The sequence below is a fragment of the Lysinibacillus sp. RS11 genome, assembly GCF_042019215.1.
Taxonomy (GTDB): Bacteria; Bacillota; Bacilli; order Bacillales_A; family Planococcaceae; genus Lysinibacillus; species Lysinibacillus xylanilyticus_A.
The window spans coordinates 3,362,002-3,381,599 of the sequence record NZ_CP168124.1; the positions used below are offsets into that span (position 1 = coordinate 3,362,002).

A 19,598-nucleotide genomic window follows, 5' to 3' on the forward strand; every position below is an offset into this window, starting at 1 on the left:
CCTTAGGGATCAGCGATTACAAGGGATTAAGCACTTACAACTAATGGCTTAATCCCTTCTTCTGTAATCATTTCGTAAAGCCAAATGATGCCCAAGGCTGAATATGTGCTAATAAAAATTGCTCTTCTTCTACAACTCTTGCCACAACATTTGTTGATCCGGCATTTGGCATTTCCTTTAAAACAATTTGGAGCTCACCCTTATAACGTACATCTAAATTATTATCGATTGTCACATCCCCCAATGTTAATGGATGATTATCATGTGCAGGGAAGTCATCATTTTTATATTTAACACGAGATTGAGTACTACGGATCACATACTCCGAAACATCTCCACGATTAAAATGTGGCTCTTTAAAAAGTATCGCTTCTTCTAAAATAGACGTTTCAACAGACTGTTCAACTTTCAGCTCTAGCTTATGGCGATTTAATTGGCCTAATGCACGTATTTCTTCCTCAGAAGCATACATATTGCCAATAATACAATCATCTATTAAACCAGTGTGCCATAAATCCTTTGCTTGCACAGTAATTGGCAGATGACGATGCTCTTCTAATGTTGGCAAGCCATGCTCAGTTTCCTCCCAAGGTCCAAACTGAGCATGCTGCGATGAAATCATAGCTGCTGTTCGAATATGATTCGCTTTAAATTGTTGAGATGTTTGTAAAAAATGTTGACGTGAAAGACCTGTAAAACGTCTCGGATAAAAATTATGACAGCCAATAATATTATCTTTATTCGGTTGATAGGATAATATAGTTTCTACATATTTCGTGCCGTTACTAATATTTAATTCTATTTTTAAGTTACTTGCATCGAGAGACATAAACGCTTCTTCCTGGCCAGTGAAACCCATGTCTAAGCGCAATGCAGCTAAATGATAATGCTCCTTAAAGTAACCAATATCTTTATAGGTTAAGCCTAAATCTTCAAAGACGGCTGGTGCAATATCAGCAGAAATTTCAAAGCCAAGCTGCTGCGCAAATTTATTGATTTGCTGTAATTTTTGTCTTTCCTGATCGTTATTTAACGACATAAGACATGTAAATATTCGATCAAAACCATTGTCATGAGCGAGCTGAACGTACCGCTTCATATCTTCTAATGTACTGTGCTGAGGATATAGTGAAATCCCTAATCTTCTCAATTCAAAGACCTCCGTTTAGTTTACAATTACACCTCTACTTTTTGACCTTCTGATTGTACTACGTGCTGTTCGTTGTGAGTTTCTGAGTCAGCAGCTTGCTGTTCATTCTGCTTTGCCATACGATTTGCCATCGAAACGAACGGTAAATAAATACACACAGCAACTATTAGTAAGACAATACTAAGTACAGCGCCTTGCCAAGATTGCGTTGCTAAGAACCCATTAATAATCGGTGGCGTTGTCCATGGCGGTGAAACTGTAGCTGCTGGCACAAAGCCCCACTTCGTTGCAAAGAAAGCAATAGTTACGTTAACCATTGGTGTCAAAATAAACGGTACAAATAACACTGGATTTAACACGATTGGAAGGCCGAAAAGTAATGGTTCATTAATATTGAAAAGCCCTGGTGCAGCCGACAATTTTCCGACGGTATTATATTGCTTATTCTTTCTAGCGAAAATGAAAATGGCAATAATAAGTGCTATTGTCGTACCGGAACCACCCATATTAATAAAAGCATCAAAGAATGGTTTATTTACGATGTATGGCGCTATTTCACCAGATGAAATCGCTTTTACATTCGCTTCTATAGCTGGTAAATTTATCGTTTGCATAAATGGTTCAATAATGTTGGCACCATGAACACCTAATGTCCATAAAAACGTAGGAATGAATGCTAAAAGTAAAGCCGCAATCCATGAATTTGTTAAGCCCATAAACGGCTCTTGGATGGCTGAGTAGAATGAACCGACAATGTCAGGAATATCAAAACCTGCCGAAATAATTGTACGAATTAGAGCAAATAAACCAATTGTAATAATAGCAGGTAATAATGCGGCGAAAGATTTTGAAACAGCCGGTGGTACTCCATTCGGCATTTTAATTAGCAGCTTAGGGTTGCCAGTCAATTTACAAAATAATTCAGTTGAGAGCAAAGCAATAATAATGGCTATAAATATACCACCTGTACCTGTTGTTAATCCTGTTAATCCACCTTCTCCAAAAGTACCAAACGTCAAATAACTCGAAAGGCTGATTACACCGGCTGAAAGTCCATCCTTGTCATAGCTTTTTGCAAGATTGTAAGCAATGGAAAAAGCTAATAACAGCGAGAGGATTCCGAATGTCGAGTTCCAAATATTCCCGCCCCACTGTGTCCAAGTTTCATGTTTCCAGATGGCATCGAGTGCATTTTGATAAAATTTGATAGGTAAATTATTTACAAGAACCGCAAGAGATCCAACAATTGTTAATGGCATGATCGTAATAAAACCATCTCGAATGGCAACTAAATGACGCTGATTCCCTACTCTAGCAGCAACCGGTACAAATTTTTCTTCTAAAAAACGGAACATTTCACACACTCCCTTTATTTTTTAATGTGACATCAAAGCTTGATGCTACTCCCCATTGATTCGCTCATACAATTCAATCATTTCCGTTGCCAAATCGCGAAAGGTAATGGCATTCATTAAATGATCCTGCGCGTGAATTAACAGCATCGACACTTCTACTTTTTCTCCCCTTGCCTCTTGTGACAGTAAAGCCGTCTGAGAATGATGTGCTTTAATCAATGCATCATTGGCTAATTGTATTTTTTCCTTTGCCTGCTGAATCTGCCCCCTTTTTTGCTAGCTGGATAGCCTCCATACACTCACTTTTCGTATTACCACTATGCACAATCAATCCCATAATGGATTCCATTAAAACTGTTTCCTCCATTTCCTTCCCCCTTAATCAATCAACTTTAGTGCCTGCTTTAAGACATTTTCGCCATTCATCATGCCGTAATCCGCCATATTAATAACATCAATTCGGAAATTCATTTCCTTGTATTTTGTTTCAAATGTCCCCTTTAAATAACGGACTTGAGGACCCAATAGCAGCACATCTGCCATTTTAGTAGTTAATACTTTGTCAACCTCACTTTCAGCAATCGCATAAATATCTGCCTCAATGTTTTGTTCCTGTGCCACTTTTTGCATTTTAGACACTAATAAACTAGTACTCATTCCAGCTACACACACAAGCATAATATTTTTCATCAAAACACCCCTCATGATTAATTTCGTCTTACAAGTAAACTTTAATTTTGTAATTCCCCTAACTTTGAAACCGCTTTCTTATTTTGAGAATAGCACCTATTGGTATATACCACAATACATATTTCACACCATTTCCCTCTTCAGAAAAGGTTTTCAAAATTGGGCTATATCTTTACCACAGACTATTGAAAGGATTCACCCAACTGGTATAGTCCAGAAAAAAATTCAAAAAAATTTTAGTTGCTAAACCTACCTATCGACATACAATTGTTTACAAGCCTAAAAATATTCATAGAAGGTTGGCTTATTCGAAGGTAATGCCAATTGCCAACGATTAATAACCTCTTCAGCCAGTTCTATATTTGCATACAAGACTGCATCCTTCACAGAAAGGTAGCCAACCATCATCGCTGAAAAAAGATTAATCGGTAATACTAACAAATGCATCTCCGGGATAAAATTTGTCTCCATTATCGAGACATCTCCACTTTTATTTATTTGATATACGTGATCATTCCAACTACAAAGCGCATCTTCAATTCGAATATACAATGGCTCTTGAATATCTCCCCAAAGATAATGTTGCATAAACCGTAAAGCATCTACTACTCTTATCATCACATCCTGAACGACCTTCTTTGTAAACTGCGGTTCTTTAAAATAGAAGCCAAATTGATGGTCGTTCGAAGTAACTCCTTTAATGCTACTTACACTCGCCGCATGTGACGTTATAAAACGCCAAATCGCTTGTTCTGCTTGTAAATCCTGCGCTATAAAATCATGAATCTCAAACGTTCCATCCTGAATACTATAACGAATATAGCCTGCAATTTTATCAGACTTAAAATATGCTGCAAAATGACTTTCAGGCGCCTTTCTCTCGATTCTTTTCCACCAAGCATCATCTCGTAGCATACTACCATTATTAATGAGCGCTTGCGCATTATGAAAATCCTTAATCACCTGAAAAAGAATAGAATCTGGCCATTCAAAGCTCATTCGTTTTACTATATCCAATCGCTTTCCGAAAGAAGGAAACATCGTTTGCGGAATGGTGTAATGTAGCTTCTCAAAGAACAATTCCCAGCCAAAGTAACGATAAAAGGATACAGAAAATGGTGCTAACACAGAAACGCTTTGCCCATTTTCTCGCATTTTCTTAAGTGCCTCTATCATAAGCCTCTTGATAATACCCTGCTGCCGATACTCAGGATAAGTTGCAACAAAGCCAATTCCACCCATATCATATTTTTCACCATGGATTGTCATATTAAGTGGCAATATTAATAGCTGACCGACTACTTTATGTTCATCGTAAGCACCAAATGTCGTACTATGCTCAACCCAATAATGAAAATCATCGCGCCGTGCACCCGTATACTTATTAGGAAAACAATAATCTCTTAATTGATGTACCTGTAGATAATCTTTCGGTGGAACTATCTTTATTTCCATTACAGATCACCCTCTTTGCACTGAATATTCTAAAATTTAAGATTAGCTTAATAGATTCTTTTTGACATACTCCTCAACCTCAGCAGATGTGGATAGCAATAAAATGCGTTCATTATGCGTCATTAACTGCTGTTTCGAAAGCTTAGCGATGTGTGCACGAGCTTTTAAAATCGAAGAAGCACTCATGGAAAATTCATTTAATCCAAATCCAAGTAAAATCGGTAATGCTATTTCATCTGCTGCCATTTCACCACACATACCTACCCATTTTCCTTGATGATGTGCCGCATCAATGACATTTTTTATAAGTCTTAAGACAGCAGGATGGTATGGTTGATATAAATAAGAAACATTTTCGTTCATGCGATCTGCCGCCAACGTGTATTGGATTAAATCATTTGTACCAATTGAGAAAAAATCTACTTCCTTTGCAAATAAATCTGCAATGATAGCGGCCGACGGAATTTCAATCATCATCCCTACTTCTATCGTTTCAGATACAGGACAACCACCGATTTCTAAATTTTGCTTTTCCTCCAATAAAATTGCCTTCGCCATTTTAAATTCATCCAATGTAGCAATCATCGGAAACATAATTTTTAAATTGCCGTAAGCGCTTGCTCTTAGCAATGCGCGAAGCTGTACACGAAACATTTCTTGTTGTGTTATACTGATTCGAATCGCTCGATAGCCAAGAAAAGGGTTCATTTCAGCAGCAAGCTTCATATACGGAAGATGCTTATCACCACCAATATCTAATGTTCGCACAATCGTTGGCTTGCCCTGCATTTTCTCAAGTACACTTTTATATGCTTGAAACTGCTCCTCCTCTGTAGGTAGCTCCTGACGTTCCATATATATAAATTCCGTACGAAAAAGGCCAATACCATCACCACCAGCATTTATAACATTTCCCACATCTTCAGGCTTTCCTATATTTCCAGCTATTTCTACAGAAAATCCATCCGCACTCAAACTTGGCAAAGTACGATATCGGAAAAGTTCTTCGTGCTCTTCAATGTGTAAACGTTGTTGTTGCAAATAAAATCTAGATACTTCAGATGTAGCGTTGACAATAATCTTGCCATTTGTTCCATCTATAATAATTGGTGCTCCGTGTTGGATATCTTGCGTGGCATTTTTCGTCCCTACTACTGCTGGAATCTCTAATGTTCGTGCGAGAATAGCAGAATGGGATGTTTTGCCACCAATATCCGTTATAAACCCCTTTACATATTTTGTATCTAGCATTGCAGTCATGGACGGCGATAAATCTTTAGCGACGATAATAACATCAGAGGCTACACGATTCATATCCACCATTTCAACCCCCAATAAATTGGCTAATACTCGTTTAGACACATCTCGAATATCGGCAACTCGCTCCTGCATATAGACATTGTCTAGCCCCTCAAACATAGCTATGAACATATTTGATACTTCATCTAATGCAAATTCTGCATTCACCCCAGTTCGAATTTTAGCTTCAATAGCTACTAGCATTTCAGGATCTTCTAGTACTAATAGGTGTGCCGCAAATATATCCGCCTTTTCTGCACCAAATTTCTCCTGAGCTATTTCATAGATTTCTTGAAGTTCTGCTTTCGTTTTCATAACTGCTACATTGAATCTTTCTAGCTCAGCATCTACATCAGCAACCTGTGTTTCTTCATAAGATAGATCAGTTTCCTTTAAACAATACGCATTTGCAAAGGCAATGCCCTGAGACACTGCAATTCCTTGTATTTCTAGCATTCTTCACCAATCCCTTTAGAAACAATTACTTCTGTTACTGTTTGGAAAAGCTTCTCAGCATCAGGTCCCTCTGCTGAAATTTCTACAATACTTCCTGGTGCAACTCCTTGTGCCATAACCCCCATTATTGATTTTAAATTGACCGATTTCTCTTTATAGGTTAACTGAACGGCACACTCAAATGGTGTTACAGCAGTTACAAGTAACGCTATTGGTCGAGCATGTAGTCCTTCTGGCGTTGTTATTTTAAACATTTTCTTCATCGCTATCCCTCCGCTTGTCATTTAAAGTTAATACGATGTTGATAATAGGCAATCATAGCCTCATTATGAGATAAATCTGAGTCAACGTTATTACTTTTAAAAACAGGTAATGCTTCAACAGATATTGCCATGATCTTAATGATTTCACTGAATAATGCATTTAAAATAATTGAACCTATAACTGTAGAGGCAGGTGCATACTGTATTTTATTGTGATATAGCAAACCATCCCCTACTGGTATATGGGTATTAATAACTAAATCCACTATATTCTCTAAGCGCTGTCCACTTCGATGGCGTGTCGGCTGTTCACAATAAGCAAGAGATTGTAAAGACATTACAAATACCCTTGATTCTTTCGCTAAAAATGCTACATCTATAGGGGCTTGATTCCTACCAGATGTTGAAATAACAATGCATACATCATTTTCACGAAAATCAAATTGATCTTTATACTGTTCAATTATCGTCGGGTCCTTCTCGTTTTTAGACGATGTCATTGCTCCTGCATGTAATGTCAAAGGTTCAATAATTATAGGACGTACAGGTACAAGCCCTCCAGCACGATAAAATGCATCCTGTGCTAAAAGTTGGGAATGACCACAACCAAATAATTGGACAATCCCTCCTCGTTGAAGCCGTTGTACAATTACTTGAGCAGCTCCTTTTATTTGAGCATATTCTTGCTCCTTCACGACCTGCATTAGCTTTTGAATTTCTATAAAATAAGCATCCATAAGATCACCTTTTAATTTCACTAATGAATTTGTATCGATCAGCTCGATAAGTACTTCGTACAAGCTCAAATGGGACTCCATCTGATAAGTAACTAGTACGTTTAATAATTAACACTGGTGCAGCATGATTAATTTGCAAAAATTTACTATCTTCTTTTGAAACAATTGCTGCCTCCATTTGCTGAATAGCATTTCCAATTTTTTGATGGGATTTTGCTTCGATTAAAGCATATAATGATCCGATTATCTTCTTTTCATCTAATTCAGGATATATTTTTACTGGAATATATGTTCTTTCAATTGCCATTGGTTTGGCATCTGCATTACGAATTCGTACAACAAAAAATACCTCTTCGCCCGGCTCTAACATTAAATCTCCTGCAACATCGACAGGTGGTACGATTTTCTCAAAGCGCAGAACTTTACTGCTCGGTTCCATCCCTCTAGCTCGCATATCCTCTGTGAAACTTGTTAATCCTTTTAGTGGTTGCTCTAATTTTGGATTAGCTACATATGTGCCTCGCCCTTTTTCACGATATAGTAATCCGCTATTGACTAAATTTGTGATCGATTGACGAACAGTCATTCTACTAACATCAAACTGTATAGAAAGCTCTCGCTCAGAAGGTATATTTTCACCAACTTTGTATTCTTCTAAAAAAATACGATGTTTAATGATCTCTTCTATTTGTATATAGATTGGTATATGAGAATTTTTATCTAACAAGTCTTGCACCATCCTTATCGCCTCTTTACTTTCATTTCTCATATACAACTTTACCCCGACAAATCGTTTTTTGTACATTCAAATTTTCATCAAGTATCACAAAATCTGCATCGTAGCCTTTTGCAATACGACCTTTAGTTGTAAGCTGTAATTGCTCAGCAGCATTCGTAGAGGACATTGCGACAATTTCCTGCAATGAGCAATTGGTGATTGCCTTTATATTTTTTACTGCCTGTTCCATCGTTAACACACTACCAGCTAAAGCTCCATTAGATAAATAAGCTCCATCCTTAGAAACATGAACGATTTGACCACCTAAATCATAATCACCATATTGTAATCCTTTTGCCCGCATCGCATCGGTAATTAAAATAATGCCCTTTGCACCTTTAATTCGATACGCAAGATTGACGGCTTGAGGATGGTTATGCACGAAATCTGCGATAATTTCAACCTTCACCTTATCCTCTAAAAACACTGCACCGACGACACCCGGATTGCGATGATGGAAAGGGCTCATTTGGTTATATAAATGGGTAGCCTGCCTTACTCCCAATGCTACTGAGCTATCTACCTCCTCAATTGTTGCGTCAGAATGGCCAATAGAAGCAATAACATTTAAATCCTTTAATGCTTCAATAAACGTAAAGCCTCCCTCAACCTCTGGTGCAATTGTTACTTGTTTAATGCGATGCTTACTTATTTTCTGCCAGGATACAAATTGCTTAATAGACGGTAAAATAATGTATTCTATTGGCTGAGCACCTGCCCGTTTTTTCGATAGATATGGCCCCTCTACATGTATACCTAATAAGCTTGCCTCATCATCACTATTTTCAAATTGTGCAACATTAGTTAGAGCGCTTTCAATTGCTTCTATAGATTGCGTCATGGTAGTAGCGAGGAAGCCTGTAACGCCTTCTTGTACTAAAGAGCGTGCCATTTGATGTAAAGCTAATTGCGTAGCATCCATCGTATCATGACCAGCAGAGCCATGAATGTGCATATCAATATAACCAGGTAGCAGTAACCAATTTTTATCTTTGCCATCTATATAATGCTCAGCCATATCAGATAAATCATAACCTATTTTCATAATCCTACCATTTTCAATGAATAAGTCACCCTTAGACGGCGTTTTATCATGATTGACGATCATAACATTGGAAATTAAAAGCGTATTCTTCAAAATATCACCCCCTATTCATTTTTGAGGAGCTTTGCATAAGTTAACAAGTTACCAATCAATTAGGTATAGTTGTCTATACCAATTATATGATGCTTTTCGAAAAATAAAAAGCATTTTTTTATATTTTCAAAATCTTTCTTCAACACTATGACATTCTACCGTCACTTTGATTGTCCTAACCATCGTTTCAGCTCTTCTATCCATCGCTTTTCCCTAGCTAATGTCTTTAAAATCAAACGCGAAAAAGGAGCGGTTAAACGCTCCTTTTAATCTTTATGTATGGACGAATCCCGAATGTGCCGTAATGCCAAGAAACATTCGTTTTGAACCCGCAATTTGCAGGGGGGTGCCTGCTTTGCAGTTTTAAACGTCCCGCTCCGCATGGGGCTTGTTTGCGACTACAAAATGAAGGCTCCCGATTCTATAGTGTTCGGTCAAAACTGTTAAGTAGAGCTAGCAGTTAAACGAACACTTCAGGATTCGTATTAATGTTATAATAACACGACATTTCCGATAATTCAAACTATTTTCTTTTAAAATATCTATTTTTTTCAAATACGCAAAAAATACCTAGATTCCCAACAGTTTTTGCTAGAGAATCCAGGTATTTAGAAATACTAATTATTTTCTGAATGGTTTGATTGCTAGACTTAACTCGCTCAATTGATCAGGAGATACTCCACTCGGTGCCTCTGTCATTAAGCAGCTAGCACTAGCTGTTTTTGGAAAGGCAATTGTGTCACGTAAGTTAGTGCGACCAGCAAGTAGCATTACGAAGCGGTCAAGACCAAATGCAAGACCTCCATGTGGTGGCACACCATATTCAAATGCTTCTAATAAGAAACCAAATTGTTCCTTAGCTTCTTCTTCTGTGAAGCCAAGTAATTTAAACATTTTTTCTTGTAAATCGCGCTCATAAATACGTAATGAACCTCCACCAAGCTCATAGCCGTTTAATACGATATCGTAAGCTTGTGCACGGACTGCTGAAGGATCAGTATCCATTAACTGAATATCTTCATCAAAAGGACGTGTGAATGGGTGATGTGCTGCATAATAACGGCCATCTTCCTCAGAGTACTCAAACAATGGCCAATCCGTAATCCATAAGAATGCAAATTGTGATTCGTCGATTAAGCCTAATTCTTGTCCTAATTTCGTACGAAGTGCACCTAGAGATGCTGCTACCACTGGCGCTTTATCAGCTACGAATACTAAAATATCGCCCACTTCAGCTTTCATACGTTCGATTAATGCCGCAGCTAATGCGTCGTCAAAGAATTTTGCAATCGGACCGTTCAAGCCTTCTTCAGTTACTTTTAACCAAGCAAGACCTTTTGCTCCGTAAATACCAACGAATTTTGTTAGTTCGTCCATGTCTTTACGAGAGTATTTATCTGCGGCACCTTTAATGTTGATACTTTTCACTTGCTTACCTTGTGCAACTGTATCAGCAAATACTTTGAAATCGCAGCCATCAAAAATATCGTTTAATGCGATTAGCTCTAAACCGAAACGTACGTCAGGTTTATCTGAGCCGTAACGATCCATCGCTTCCTGATATTTCATTCGTTGGAATGGAGCAGGGATATCGATACCTTTTACTTCTTTCATAACAGCTTGAATTAAGCGTTCGTTCATTTCTAAAACTTCTTCTTGTGTGAAGAAGCTCGTTTCAATATCAACTTGTGTAAACTCTGGCTGACGGTCAGCTCGTAAGTCTTCATCTCGGAAGCAACGTGCGATTTGGAAGTATTTTTCAAAACCAGACACCATTAATAATTGCTTAAATAGCTGTGGCGATTGTGGTAGTGCGTAAAATTCACCTTCATGAACACGTGATGGTACTAAATAGTCACGAGCACCTTCTGGAGTTGATTTTGTTAAAATTGGCGTCTCAACTTCTAAGAAACCTTCGTTCTGTAAGAAGTTACGAATTGTACGAGTAACGTCTGAACGCATTTTAAATGTATCAAACATAACAGGACGACGTAGGTCAAGATAACGATATTTTAAACGTAAATCTTCGGATACGTCCGTGCGATCTTCGATTTGGAACGGTGTTGTTTTTGCCGTATTAATAACGATTAATTTTGTTGCTTCTACCTCAATTTTACCGTTAGGTACATTTGGGTTAATTTGATCTTCTGAGCGAAGGATAACTGTCCCTTCCACTTCAATTACGTATTCACTACGTACTTTATCAGCTAAAGCATGTGCTTCTGCTACGTCAGGACTAAAAACGACCTGTGTGATTCCAGTACGGTCACGTAAATCAATGAAAATTAACCCACCTAAGTCACGGCGACGTTGTACCCAACCTTTTAATACGACTTTTTCGCCTTGTAACGTTTCTGAAAGCTCGTTACTAGCATGTGTTCTTGTTGCCATTTATTGATTCCTCCAAAATTTATTTGGCTAATCACCATAACTTATCCACATGACATACGTTTTTACAAAATGTCATCTCTAACTTTTTGGTGTTAGACCATTTATTTTACTTATGTAGCATACAGTTCCTACTTAGCGTAGTAAATTGATGCCAAGGAAAATTAGCAGTTCATTGTTAGCTGAATTATCTGTCCAAAATGACGTAGATAATTGAATCATTTGGACAGATAATCCTGTATTGATATAAACGATTGATGCTTGTGTTCGTTTATTATTTTAACAGGTAGTTGACTAATTCTGAGAATGCGACTTTTTGTTGTTCGCCTGTTTCCATATGTTTAACAGTAGCCGCTTGCTCTTCAAGCTCTGTTTCACCTAAAACAATCGTATATTTTGCACCTAAACGGTCTGCAGATTTCATTTGAGCTTTCATTTTGCGATCTAAATAATCCATCTCTGCAGAAATGCCCTTTGCACGGAAGGTACTTGTTAATTCTACTGTCTTTAGCTTCGCTTCATCGCCCATAGCAATCATATAAACATCGAGCCCTGATGCAGTGTCTAATTCAACACCCTCAGCTTCAAGTGCAAGTAACAAACGCTCAATACTTAATGCAAAACCGATTCCTGGTACATCTGGACCGCCGATTTCTTGAACAAGACCATTATAACGACCACCACCACAAAGCGTTGTAATTGCTCCGAAGCCAGAAGCCGTTGACATAATTTCAAAAGTCGTATGATTGTAATAATCAAGACCTCTCACAAGATTTGGATCGACCTCATACGTAATTCCTAATGTATCTAAATACGTTTTAACTTGAGCAAAATATGCCGCTGACTCCTCTGTTAGGAAATCAGTTAACGCAGGTGCGGATTTCATTAATGGATGTTCGCGATCTACCTTACAGTCTAAAATGCGCAGTGGATTTTTTTGCAAACGATTTTGACAATCTGAACAAAACTCATGAATATGTGGTTCGAAATGTTTTAGTAGTGCTGTACGGTGTGTATCGCGTGTTTCTTTGTCACCTAGTGAATTAATGACTAATTTTAAATCCTTTAAACCAGCTGATTCATAGACATCCATTGCTAGTGCAATTACTTCAGCATCAATAGCTGGATCCGCTGAACCAATCGCTTCTACACCAAATTGAACAAATTGACGGTAGCGGCCAGCTTGTTGACGTTCATAACGGAACATTGGTCCTAAATACGATAGCTTTACAGGCTGATCAGGTGCACCGAACATTTTGTGCTCAACATAAGCACGAACTACACCAGCTGTATTCTCCGGACGTAATGTTAACGAACGGCCACCACGATCCTCAAATGTATACATTTCTTTTTGAACAACATCTGTTGTTTCACCAACACCACGCGCAAATAAATCTGTTTGCTCAAAAATCGGTGTACGAATTTCGTTGTAGCGATATACACGACAAATATCTCGGATGATTGCTTCTACCTTCTGCCATTTTTCTGATTGACCAGGCAAAATATCTTGTGTTCCTCGTGGCACTTTAAAACTCATCTAAATACCTCCTTTATAGATTGCTTATGAATGAGCTTTTGGATTTTCCTTTTCAGCTTAAACGGACACACCTCAATTTTGAACAAGAATCTGCTTAAATTTGTCCAATAAAAAAGCTCTCGCCACCTTGCATATTGCAAGGGACGAGAGCTGTATAAGCTTCCGCGGTTCCACCCTAGTTGACGCATCAAATACATGCGTCCTCCTCCTAATCGGATAACGGCCGATTCCGTTTTTTCCTACTAAGCTTACCTTTCAGAAAAAAGCCTCTCAAGTGTTATTCACGTTATACATTTTTGTAGGAAAGATTGCAGCCTAGGTCTTTCCCTCTCTTCTCCAATAGAGGTATACGCTACTTGCTTGGTCATAAGCGGTTAATCATTTTTTGATTACCCTTTATGTTAGTCACAACGAAAGGTAATGTCAACTGTTTTTGTGTTTTTTACAATACAGTCGATAAAATTACAATTTCCATTACCTTTTTCCCACGAATTCTATTACAAAAGCATGGTAAAATAGCACAAGGAATAGGAGGAATCTGATGAGGACAAAACTTTTACATATTATAATCATCTTTGTACTAGTGTTAACAATTGCGATTCCAAGTATGAACAATGTTCAAAGTGCACTAGCCGACACCAGTGATTTAAAAGTAACTGGAACGATTCTTCATTTACGTGAGGGACCTGGACTGTCTTATCCAATCATTACCACTTTAGAAGAGGGTGATCCGTTAACTTCTATTGGTCGTGAAGGCGATTGGATTCAAGTAAAAGCAGGTAATTACGAAGGTTGGGTAGCATCCTGGCTAACAGCTCCAACAAACGCTAAACAAACGATTGATCAAACCGTGATTTCACAGGTCGATCGTCTCAATATCCGTACTGAGCCTGATATTTCTGCAGCAGTTCTTGGACAATTATCAACAGGTGAACAAGCAAATCTTATTGAAAAAAATGGCGAATGGGCGAAAGTAGATTGGAATGGGCTAGTCGGTTGGGTATCTACCGACTATGTTACGATTAATGACCTACCTGAAAAACAAGCTGAAGAAGATGAACCTAAAGTTGAAGTATCTACACAAAAAGTCAACAAAGATACAACATTTACAGTTTTAGTGGATACACTGAATGTTCGTAAAAAACCAGATTTAAATGCAAAAAAAATAGGTACTGTTTCAAAAGGACAATCCTTTAAGGTCCTAGTTCAAGAACATAACTGGGTTCAAATTCAATATAGTGATAAAACAACAGGCTGGGTTTATAGCTTTTATGGTACTTTTTCTAATGTAGAAAAAAAGACATCACAAGCTGCTTCTTCCTCAGAGCTTGAGTCTGTCACAATCATTTATAATGGGACAAACCTTCGGACAGATGCTACAACAGCTGCTGATGTTGTTGAACGTGTAGATGCTGGTGAAACTTACCCTATTGTAGGCGCTAAAGATGACTTTTATGAAATACAAGTAGGTGACAAAACGGCATTTGTGGCGAACTGGGTCGTTACTACTTCTTCGTCGAACAAAGCTGCTACTGCTACAAAAAAGGAACATTCTAAACCACGCAAGGAAGGCACTTTAAATGGACTAACTATTGTCGTAGATGCTGGACACGGTGGTAATGATCACGGCACAACCGGTCAACGAGGAACCGATGAGAAAGATATCACTCTGAAAACAGCCTCTCTACTCGCTTCAAAGCTAAGTGCAGCTGGTGCAAATGTTGTTATGACAAGAGAATCCGATGAATATGTAGCACTCCGTAAACGCGTTTCAATTGCACATCAGTATGAGGCAGATGCTTTTATCAGTCTTCATTACGATGCAACGGAAGATAGCTCTATTAATGGCTTCACCACATATTATATGAACAGTAACCAAAAAGACCTTGCAGAGGCGATCCATGATGGACTTACAAGTAAAATTGATTTAAAAGATCGCGGTACTCAACAAGGGAATTATTTAGTTCTACGAGAAAATCGTCAAAAAGCTGTCCTCATTGAGCTAGGCTATTTAAGTAATGCCAGTGAGGAACGTAATGTAACAACAGCAAAATTCCGAGAACAAGCAACTCTTGGCATCTATCAAGGGATATTAAATTACTTTGATGAAAACCAATAAATTTTCATTAAAAAAGCTGCGAAGGAAAGTAGAATTGTACTTTCCTCGCAGCTTTTTTACTTAAAATCTATTAAGAAATTCCTATAGCCACTGCAACAATTAATGCAATACATGCGATGACTAACCAGCCAAGAATCATCTTCCAAATAAATTTAATCCATTTCTCATAAGGTATACCTGCTACTGCTAGATATGCCATCAGTGCAGACGAAGTAGGAATGATGGAGTTCGTTAACGAATCACCATATTGAAATGCTAGTACAGCAATTTGACGCTCTAATCCTAATAAATCTGTAATTGGAATCATAATTGGCATTGTTGCAGCTGCTTGACCACTACCAGATGAAATGAATAAATTTAAAATTGCTTGAATAAATAACATTCCGATAGCACTTATCGCATGTGGTAAGTGACCAATTGTCTCTGATGCAGCATAAACGATCGTATCAATAATTTTCCCTTGTTCAAGTACAACTGTAATAGCTCGTGCGAAACCTACAATTAATGCACCAAAAGTAACTGCTTTCGCCCCTTCGATAAATGAATCGAACATGTTGCCAGGTTTTAACCCGCCTATTAAACCAGCAATTAACCCCATAATTAAAAAGGATGCTGTTAGTTGTGTTAAAAACCAACCCCAGTTGAAAACACCATAAATATTAAATCCGATACCGCAGGCCATAACAAGAAAAACTAGTTTATGTTTACCTGTTAAAGTAGGTATATCCGCCATCAGTTGATTCGTTTTTGCCTTTTGTTCAATGTCATAAATGACGCTTGCTTTTGGGTCCTTTTTCACTTTAAAGGCATAGCGTGACACATAGAAAATTGCAAAACTTAGTACAAAAATATACACTACCGCACGGAAAGCAATACCAGAAAATAAAGGTACCTCAGCTAAAGATTGGGCAACCCCAACTGTAAACGGGTTTAACATACCTCCGAAAAATCCACTCGCAGCACCAAGCGTGATCATTGCTGTCCCCGTTACAGCATCAAATCCCATTGCACGTGCAATAGCTACACCAATCGGTACAAAAATGATTGTTTCCTCTGCCATCCCCATCGTAAATCCACCAATAGAGAATAGAATCATAGACAATGGTATTAATAATTTTTCTCGCCCCTCTAATGCTTTAACCCCTTTATAAACACCTGCTTCAATTGCACCAGTGGCACGAATAATACCAAACACTCCACTAACTAAAAAAATGTAGAAAATGATTTGAGCCCCTTTCTCAAGGCCCATAGGAATGGCTGTAAACATCTCAAAAAATGATACGGGATCACTTTCAATATGATGATAACTACCATCTACAACTAGCATTCGTCCTTCTTCATCCTCTACACGGTCAAACTCACCAGCAGGAATGATATAGCTTGCAATACCTGCGAGAAAAATAATAGCAAAAATTATTGTATATGTATGAGGTACTTTAAGCCAACTTTTCTTTGTTCCAACTTGTTCTTTTTCCATCTATACACCCACTTCATCTCAGAATTCAGACATTAGCTTTTTTTTAAAAACGTAATTTCTCCCATTACCTCCATACCTAATAAAATATAAGTTCATCTCCTCCCTCATTATTAATTTTCAAAATTGTCGCTATATGTCGCTAATTGAAATTAAATATACAACACTTCAAATTTATTGTAAAGTGTTAATTTTCTATTAATTTAGATATTAAATTGAGTTGTTGCCTTATATACCTTTCTAGGTCTCCCCTGATTGTAAGGTTGCTCCTCACCTGAAAGTATTAAAAAATGATGATCTATTAATCGATTAATGATTCGTTCTGCAGATCTACGAGAAAGGTCCATATAATCAGCTAATTCAGCTGCTGAAAAAGCTCGGTTATTGTGTATTACAATAAACTGCTTGATGAGTTTTAAATTTTTTGCACTCATTTTTATTTCTTCGGCAATCTCTAAAATCTGCTTATCATTATTAAATAGTGGTATATTTTTGTCGTTTTCAAATATTGGACCGTGTAAACGACTTTCTTCATCTATAAGGCATAAAGTTGATTTTTGAAAATTATATTTATCCGTGAAAAACAAAGCTTGTGAAGAATGCATCTCAGCCTCTTGTAACGAATAGCCAATTCCTATTCCAATATTAAAAAATGTTTCAAATCGCTTTTCTAATTGTTGTAATAAGGAGTTGAAATGGGCAATATTTGTTTTATTCATCACTCCACGTGTAGCATAAATTATATATGGCTCGCTTTGTGATTGTGAAACCCTTGCATTGAAAGTTTTACAAATCTCCTCTATATTTTCTAAAAATAAATGGTTGTTTACAATATTATTTTCTCTACTACGAATGGATACTACAGTTATTTGTGATGCGGACAATAATGAATATTTATAAGCATCAATTGCTTTCGATAACGTTGTAACAAATGTATGTTTACTTTCAACCATGTAGCTTGAAGGAATCCCCAATTGTTTTAAAGCAACAAAAACAGCATGTAAACTAGTAAGTGCTAGCCTTGTTTTTCCTGCCTCATATAAATCCTTGTGAAAGCTAATATACTCATCTATTTGGAAGTCATCTATTTTTCGCTGTTGTTCGTACACCCATGAATAATCTTTTAAATGAATGGAGGCACACTGAATTCCCGCTTCCTTCATAACTTGATAAAAGCTATCTTCTTTTGGTAAATCAATTGAAACTTTAGATAGTTCGATATTTTGATTGTGTGTAATAGACAGTAATGACAGCGACAACATTAATTCATCAAAAGGCAAATACGTTGCTTGAATTTGCCGTGCTTGTATTATTTCGAAACAATAATAATACGGAATCGACCCAGCAAATAAAAGAATGTCTGATTGCGATGCTGCCTCATCTATTAAATCCATACTTTGCTTAGGAGCAGTGTAAGGAAAATGGATAAATTGTACTTGTGGAAACTCTATAAAATTCACTTTAATATTATTCCAAAAAAACAAAGAACCGATAATAGCTACTGTTTGCATTTTTTCCCCTCGCTTATATTTTAACTACATAATAGGTCTTTCTATGTATGTTACATATGAATGGCCCAATGTTCAAATAATTTAGTTTATTATCAAGCGTGTTGATTAACCGTTTTTATCCATTTAATATATTGCTCTGCGATGAAAGCGAAGCGACAAGAGCACTCGAGTAGCCCTATGCTACTATCATTTAGAAATGAGAATATATTTGCAAAGTAGCAACCAAAAAATTCTTTTACCGCTCAATAATAAACCTATTTTCCCTAATCAACATACTTTTATTATTTACATTTTTGTATTAAACCCTTCGCAATTTCTTTATTTCCCCTAGTTATATATTCTCTAACAAAATTTCTTTTTTTACACGCTGAAACAAAAAAGCACCTCCTATTCACATGACATGAATAAGTAGGTGCAGATTCCGCTTATTTTTTACTTCTTGCCAATGTAACCCATTCAATTTCGTCCGTACGAATGAAGAAAGGTGCACGGCTAACCTCTACAACAATATGGTCAGGTAATACAGAGACTAATTTACCTTGCTGAATATTTTTCTCCGTTTGCACTACAATTGCCTGACCAATCATCATATTAAGAGTTTCGTATAAATATGGATTCGATATGCTTCCCACCTGCGTCATATATAAGACACTTCCTTCCTACAAAAACTAACCATACTTAATAGTGTATGCAGGAATGATAGGAAATGTACCACTATTTTGAATCAAGAAGTATTGTAATCGGACCATCATTTGTTAGTGCAACATCCATCATCGCACCAAATATACCAGTCTCCACTCGTAAACCAGCTTCACGTAAGGCATTATTAAAAGCCTCCCATAACGGTTCCGCAATTTCTGGTCTTGCTGCACTTGTAAAACTTGGACGATTCCCCTTTTTTGCATCTCCATACAATGTAAATTGTGAGACGGATAGAATAGCCCCTCCATGCTCTAAAATGGAATGATTCATTTTCTTGTCAGCATCTTCCCAAAGGCGGAGATTAGCTACTTTTTTTGCTAAATATTCAACATCCTTTTGCGTATCCTCATGTGTAATACCAACAAGAAGAACATAGCCACTATCAATAGCTCCTGTTACTTTCCCGTCAACAGTAACAGAGGCTGCTTTACTACGTTGTAAAACTACTTTCATTTTTTAAAACCTCAATTCTGTCATTGCATGCGCCAGAAGATTCATTTCCGGCACATTACAAAGTTACTACTACCTCACGATATATATATTCAG

Annotated in this window: 16 protein-coding genes, 1 other RNA gene, 1 pseudogene and 1 other annotated feature; of the genes and pseudogenes, 1 reads left to right on the forward strand and 17 read right to left on the reverse strand. The window is 37.3% G+C overall.

Annotation, left to right across the window (positions count from 1 at the left end; all coding sequences use genetic code 11):
* Window positions 1–67: 67 nt before the first annotated feature.
* From AB9L17_RS17385 to hisS, 13 genes and pseudogenes are all read right to left on the reverse strand, one after another.
* On the reverse strand, window positions 68–1,150 hold the full coding sequence (locus AB9L17_RS17385; protein WP_223553577.1) for a DUF871 domain-containing protein: 1,083 nt from the start codon (window positions 1,148–1,150) through the stop codon (window positions 68–70).
* A 26-nt stretch (window positions 1,151–1,176) separates the two neighbouring features.
* Window positions 1,177–2,505, reverse strand: coding sequence for a PTS sugar transporter subunit IIC (locus AB9L17_RS17390; protein WP_223553575.1), 1,329 nt, complete (start codon window positions 2,503–2,505; stop codon window positions 1,177–1,179).
* Between the two features lie 45 nt (window positions 2,506–2,550).
* Window positions 2,551–2,872 (reverse strand): annotated as a pseudogene (locus AB9L17_RS17395) (PTS lactose/cellobiose transporter subunit IIA).
* Window positions 2,873–2,883: 11 nt separating this feature from the next.
* A complete protein-coding gene (locus tag AB9L17_RS17400; RefSeq protein ID WP_068983724.1) occupies window positions 2,884–3,195 on the reverse strand; it encodes a PTS sugar transporter subunit IIB in 312 nt (103 codons plus the stop codon).
* A 279-nt stretch (window positions 3,196–3,474) separates the two neighbouring features.
* A complete protein-coding gene (locus AB9L17_RS17405; RefSeq protein WP_223553573.1) occupies window positions 3,475–4,650 on the reverse strand; it encodes a GNAT family N-acetyltransferase in 1,176 nt (391 codons plus the stop codon).
* Between the two features lie 42 nt (window positions 4,651–4,692).
* On the reverse strand, window positions 4,693–6,405 hold the full coding sequence (gene ptsP / locus AB9L17_RS17410; protein WP_068983726.1) for a phosphoenolpyruvate--protein phosphotransferase: 1,713 nt from the start codon (window positions 6,403–6,405) through the stop codon (window positions 4,693–4,695).
* Window positions 6,399–6,668, reverse strand: coding sequence for an HPr family phosphocarrier protein (locus AB9L17_RS17415; protein WP_068983727.1), 270 nt, complete (start codon window positions 6,666–6,668; stop codon window positions 6,399–6,401). The genes ptsP and AB9L17_RS17415 overlap by 7 nt, the downstream gene beginning before the upstream one ends.
* A gap of 17 nt (window positions 6,669–6,685) precedes the next feature.
* Complete coding sequence (locus AB9L17_RS17420; protein WP_068984070.1) at window positions 6,686–7,405, reverse strand: sugar isomerase domain-containing protein; 720 nt, start codon at window positions 7,403–7,405, stop codon at window positions 6,686–6,688.
* Between the two features lie 4 nt (window positions 7,406–7,409).
* Entirely contained in the window at window positions 7,410–8,132 is a 723-nt protein-coding gene (locus AB9L17_RS17425; protein WP_068984069.1) for a GntR family transcriptional regulator, read from the reverse strand.
* Window positions 8,133–8,163: 31 nt separating this feature from the next.
* Window positions 8,164–9,321, reverse strand: coding sequence for an N-acetylglucosamine-6-phosphate deacetylase (gene nagA, locus AB9L17_RS17430; protein WP_223553571.1), 1,158 nt, complete (start codon window positions 9,319–9,321; stop codon window positions 8,164–8,166).
* Between the two features lie 283 nt (window positions 9,322–9,604).
* Window positions 9,605–9,804, reverse strand: a non-coding RNA gene (gene ssrS, locus AB9L17_RS17435) — 6S RNA.
* A 138-nt stretch (window positions 9,805–9,942) separates the two neighbouring features.
* Window positions 9,943–11,712 (reverse strand): aspartate--tRNA ligase, encoded by a 1,770-nt coding sequence (gene aspS / locus AB9L17_RS17440; RefSeq protein WP_375199536.1) that lies wholly within the window; start codon window positions 11,710–11,712, stop codon window positions 9,943–9,945.
* 271 nt (window positions 11,713–11,983) lie between these two features.
* Window positions 11,984–13,246: a histidine--tRNA ligase gene (gene hisS / locus AB9L17_RS17445; protein WP_068983729.1), complete on the reverse strand. Its 1,263-nt coding sequence runs from the start codon at window positions 13,244–13,246 to the stop codon at window positions 11,984–11,986.
* Window positions 13,247–13,382: 136 nt separating this feature from the next.
* Window positions 13,383–13,623, reverse strand: a binding site (T-box leader).
* Between the two features lie 164 nt (window positions 13,624–13,787).
* On the opposite strand from hisS, the gene AB9L17_RS17450 reads away from it, so the two are divergent.
* Complete coding sequence (locus AB9L17_RS17450) at window positions 13,788–15,365, forward strand: N-acetylmuramoyl-L-alanine amidase (RefSeq protein ID WP_375199537.1); 1,578 nt, start codon at window positions 13,788–13,790, stop codon at window positions 15,363–15,365.
* Window positions 15,366–15,435: 70 nt separating this feature from the next.
* Here AB9L17_RS17450 and AB9L17_RS17455 read toward each other — a convergent pair whose 3' ends face one another.
* The 4 genes from AB9L17_RS17455 to dtd form a co-directional block, all read right to left on the reverse strand.
* The gene (locus tag AB9L17_RS17455) at window positions 15,436–16,842 is read right to left on the reverse strand and encodes a YfcC family protein (RefSeq protein ID WP_068983732.1); all 1,407 of its coding nucleotides are present in this window, start codon (window positions 16,840–16,842) and stop codon (window positions 15,436–15,438) included.
* Window positions 16,843–17,042: 200 nt separating this feature from the next.
* Window positions 17,043–18,350 (reverse strand): transcriptional regulator, encoded by a 1,308-nt coding sequence (locus tag AB9L17_RS17460; protein WP_068983733.1) that lies wholly within the window; start codon window positions 18,348–18,350, stop codon window positions 17,043–17,045.
* 425 nt (window positions 18,351–18,775) lie between these two features.
* Window positions 18,776–18,991 carry a DUF2642 domain-containing protein gene (locus tag AB9L17_RS17465; protein WP_068983734.1) on the reverse strand — a complete coding sequence of 72 codons (216 nt, stop codon included), beginning with the start codon at window positions 18,989–18,991 and terminating at the stop codon, window positions 18,776–18,778.
* Window positions 18,992–19,064: 73 nt separating this feature from the next.
* Window positions 19,065–19,505 (reverse strand): D-aminoacyl-tRNA deacylase, encoded by a 441-nt coding sequence (gene dtd, locus AB9L17_RS17470; protein ID WP_068983735.1) that lies wholly within the window; start codon window positions 19,503–19,505, stop codon window positions 19,065–19,067.
* Window positions 19,506–19,598: the final 93 nt, after the last annotated feature.

Excerpts from the sequence above, each read along its gene's own strand:
- AB9L17_RS17465 (WP_068983734.1), bottom strand. The coding sequence starts at position 18,991 with ATGACGCAGGTGGGAAGCATATCGAATCCATATTTATACGAAACTCTT.
- aspS (WP_375199536.1), bottom strand. The coding sequence starts at position 11,712 with ATGGCAACAAGAACACATGCTAGTAACGAGCTTTCAGAAACGTTACAA.
- AB9L17_RS17455 (WP_068983732.1), bottom strand. The coding sequence starts at position 16,842 with ATGGAAAAAGAACAAGTTGGAACAAAGAAAAGTTGGCTTAAAGTACCT.
- AB9L17_RS17405 (WP_223553573.1), bottom strand. The coding sequence starts at position 4,650 with ATGGAAATAAAGATAGTTCCACCGAAAGATTATCTACAGGTACATCAA.
- AB9L17_RS17450 (WP_375199537.1), top strand. The coding sequence starts at position 13,788 with ATGAGGACAAAACTTTTACATATTATAATCATCTTTGTACTAGTGTTA.
- AB9L17_RS17420 (WP_068984070.1), bottom strand. The coding sequence starts at position 7,405 with ATGGATGCTTATTTTATAGAAATTCAAAAGCTAATGCAGGTCGTGAAG.
- AB9L17_RS17390 (WP_223553575.1), bottom strand. The coding sequence starts at position 2,505 with ATGTTCCGTTTTTTAGAAGAAAAATTTGTACCGGTTGCTGCTAGAGTA.
- hisS (WP_068983729.1), bottom strand. The coding sequence starts at position 13,246 with ATGAGTTTTAAAGTGCCACGAGGAACACAAGATATTTTGCCTGGTCAA.
- AB9L17_RS17415 (WP_068983727.1), bottom strand. The coding sequence starts at position 6,668 with ATGAAGAAAATGTTTAAAATAACAACGCCAGAAGGACTACATGCTCGA.
- AB9L17_RS17460 (WP_068983733.1), bottom strand. The coding sequence starts at position 18,350 with ATGCAAACAGTAGCTATTATCGGTTCTTTGTTTTTTTGGAATAATATT.
- ptsP (WP_068983726.1), bottom strand. The coding sequence starts at position 6,405 with ATGCTAGAAATACAAGGAATTGCAGTGTCTCAGGGCATTGCCTTTGCA.
- AB9L17_RS17400 (WP_068983724.1), bottom strand. The coding sequence starts at position 3,195 with ATGAAAAATATTATGCTTGTGTGTGTAGCTGGAATGAGTACTAGTTTA.
- dtd (WP_068983735.1), bottom strand. The coding sequence starts at position 19,505 with ATGAAAGTAGTTTTACAACGTAGTAAAGCAGCCTCTGTTACTGTTGAC.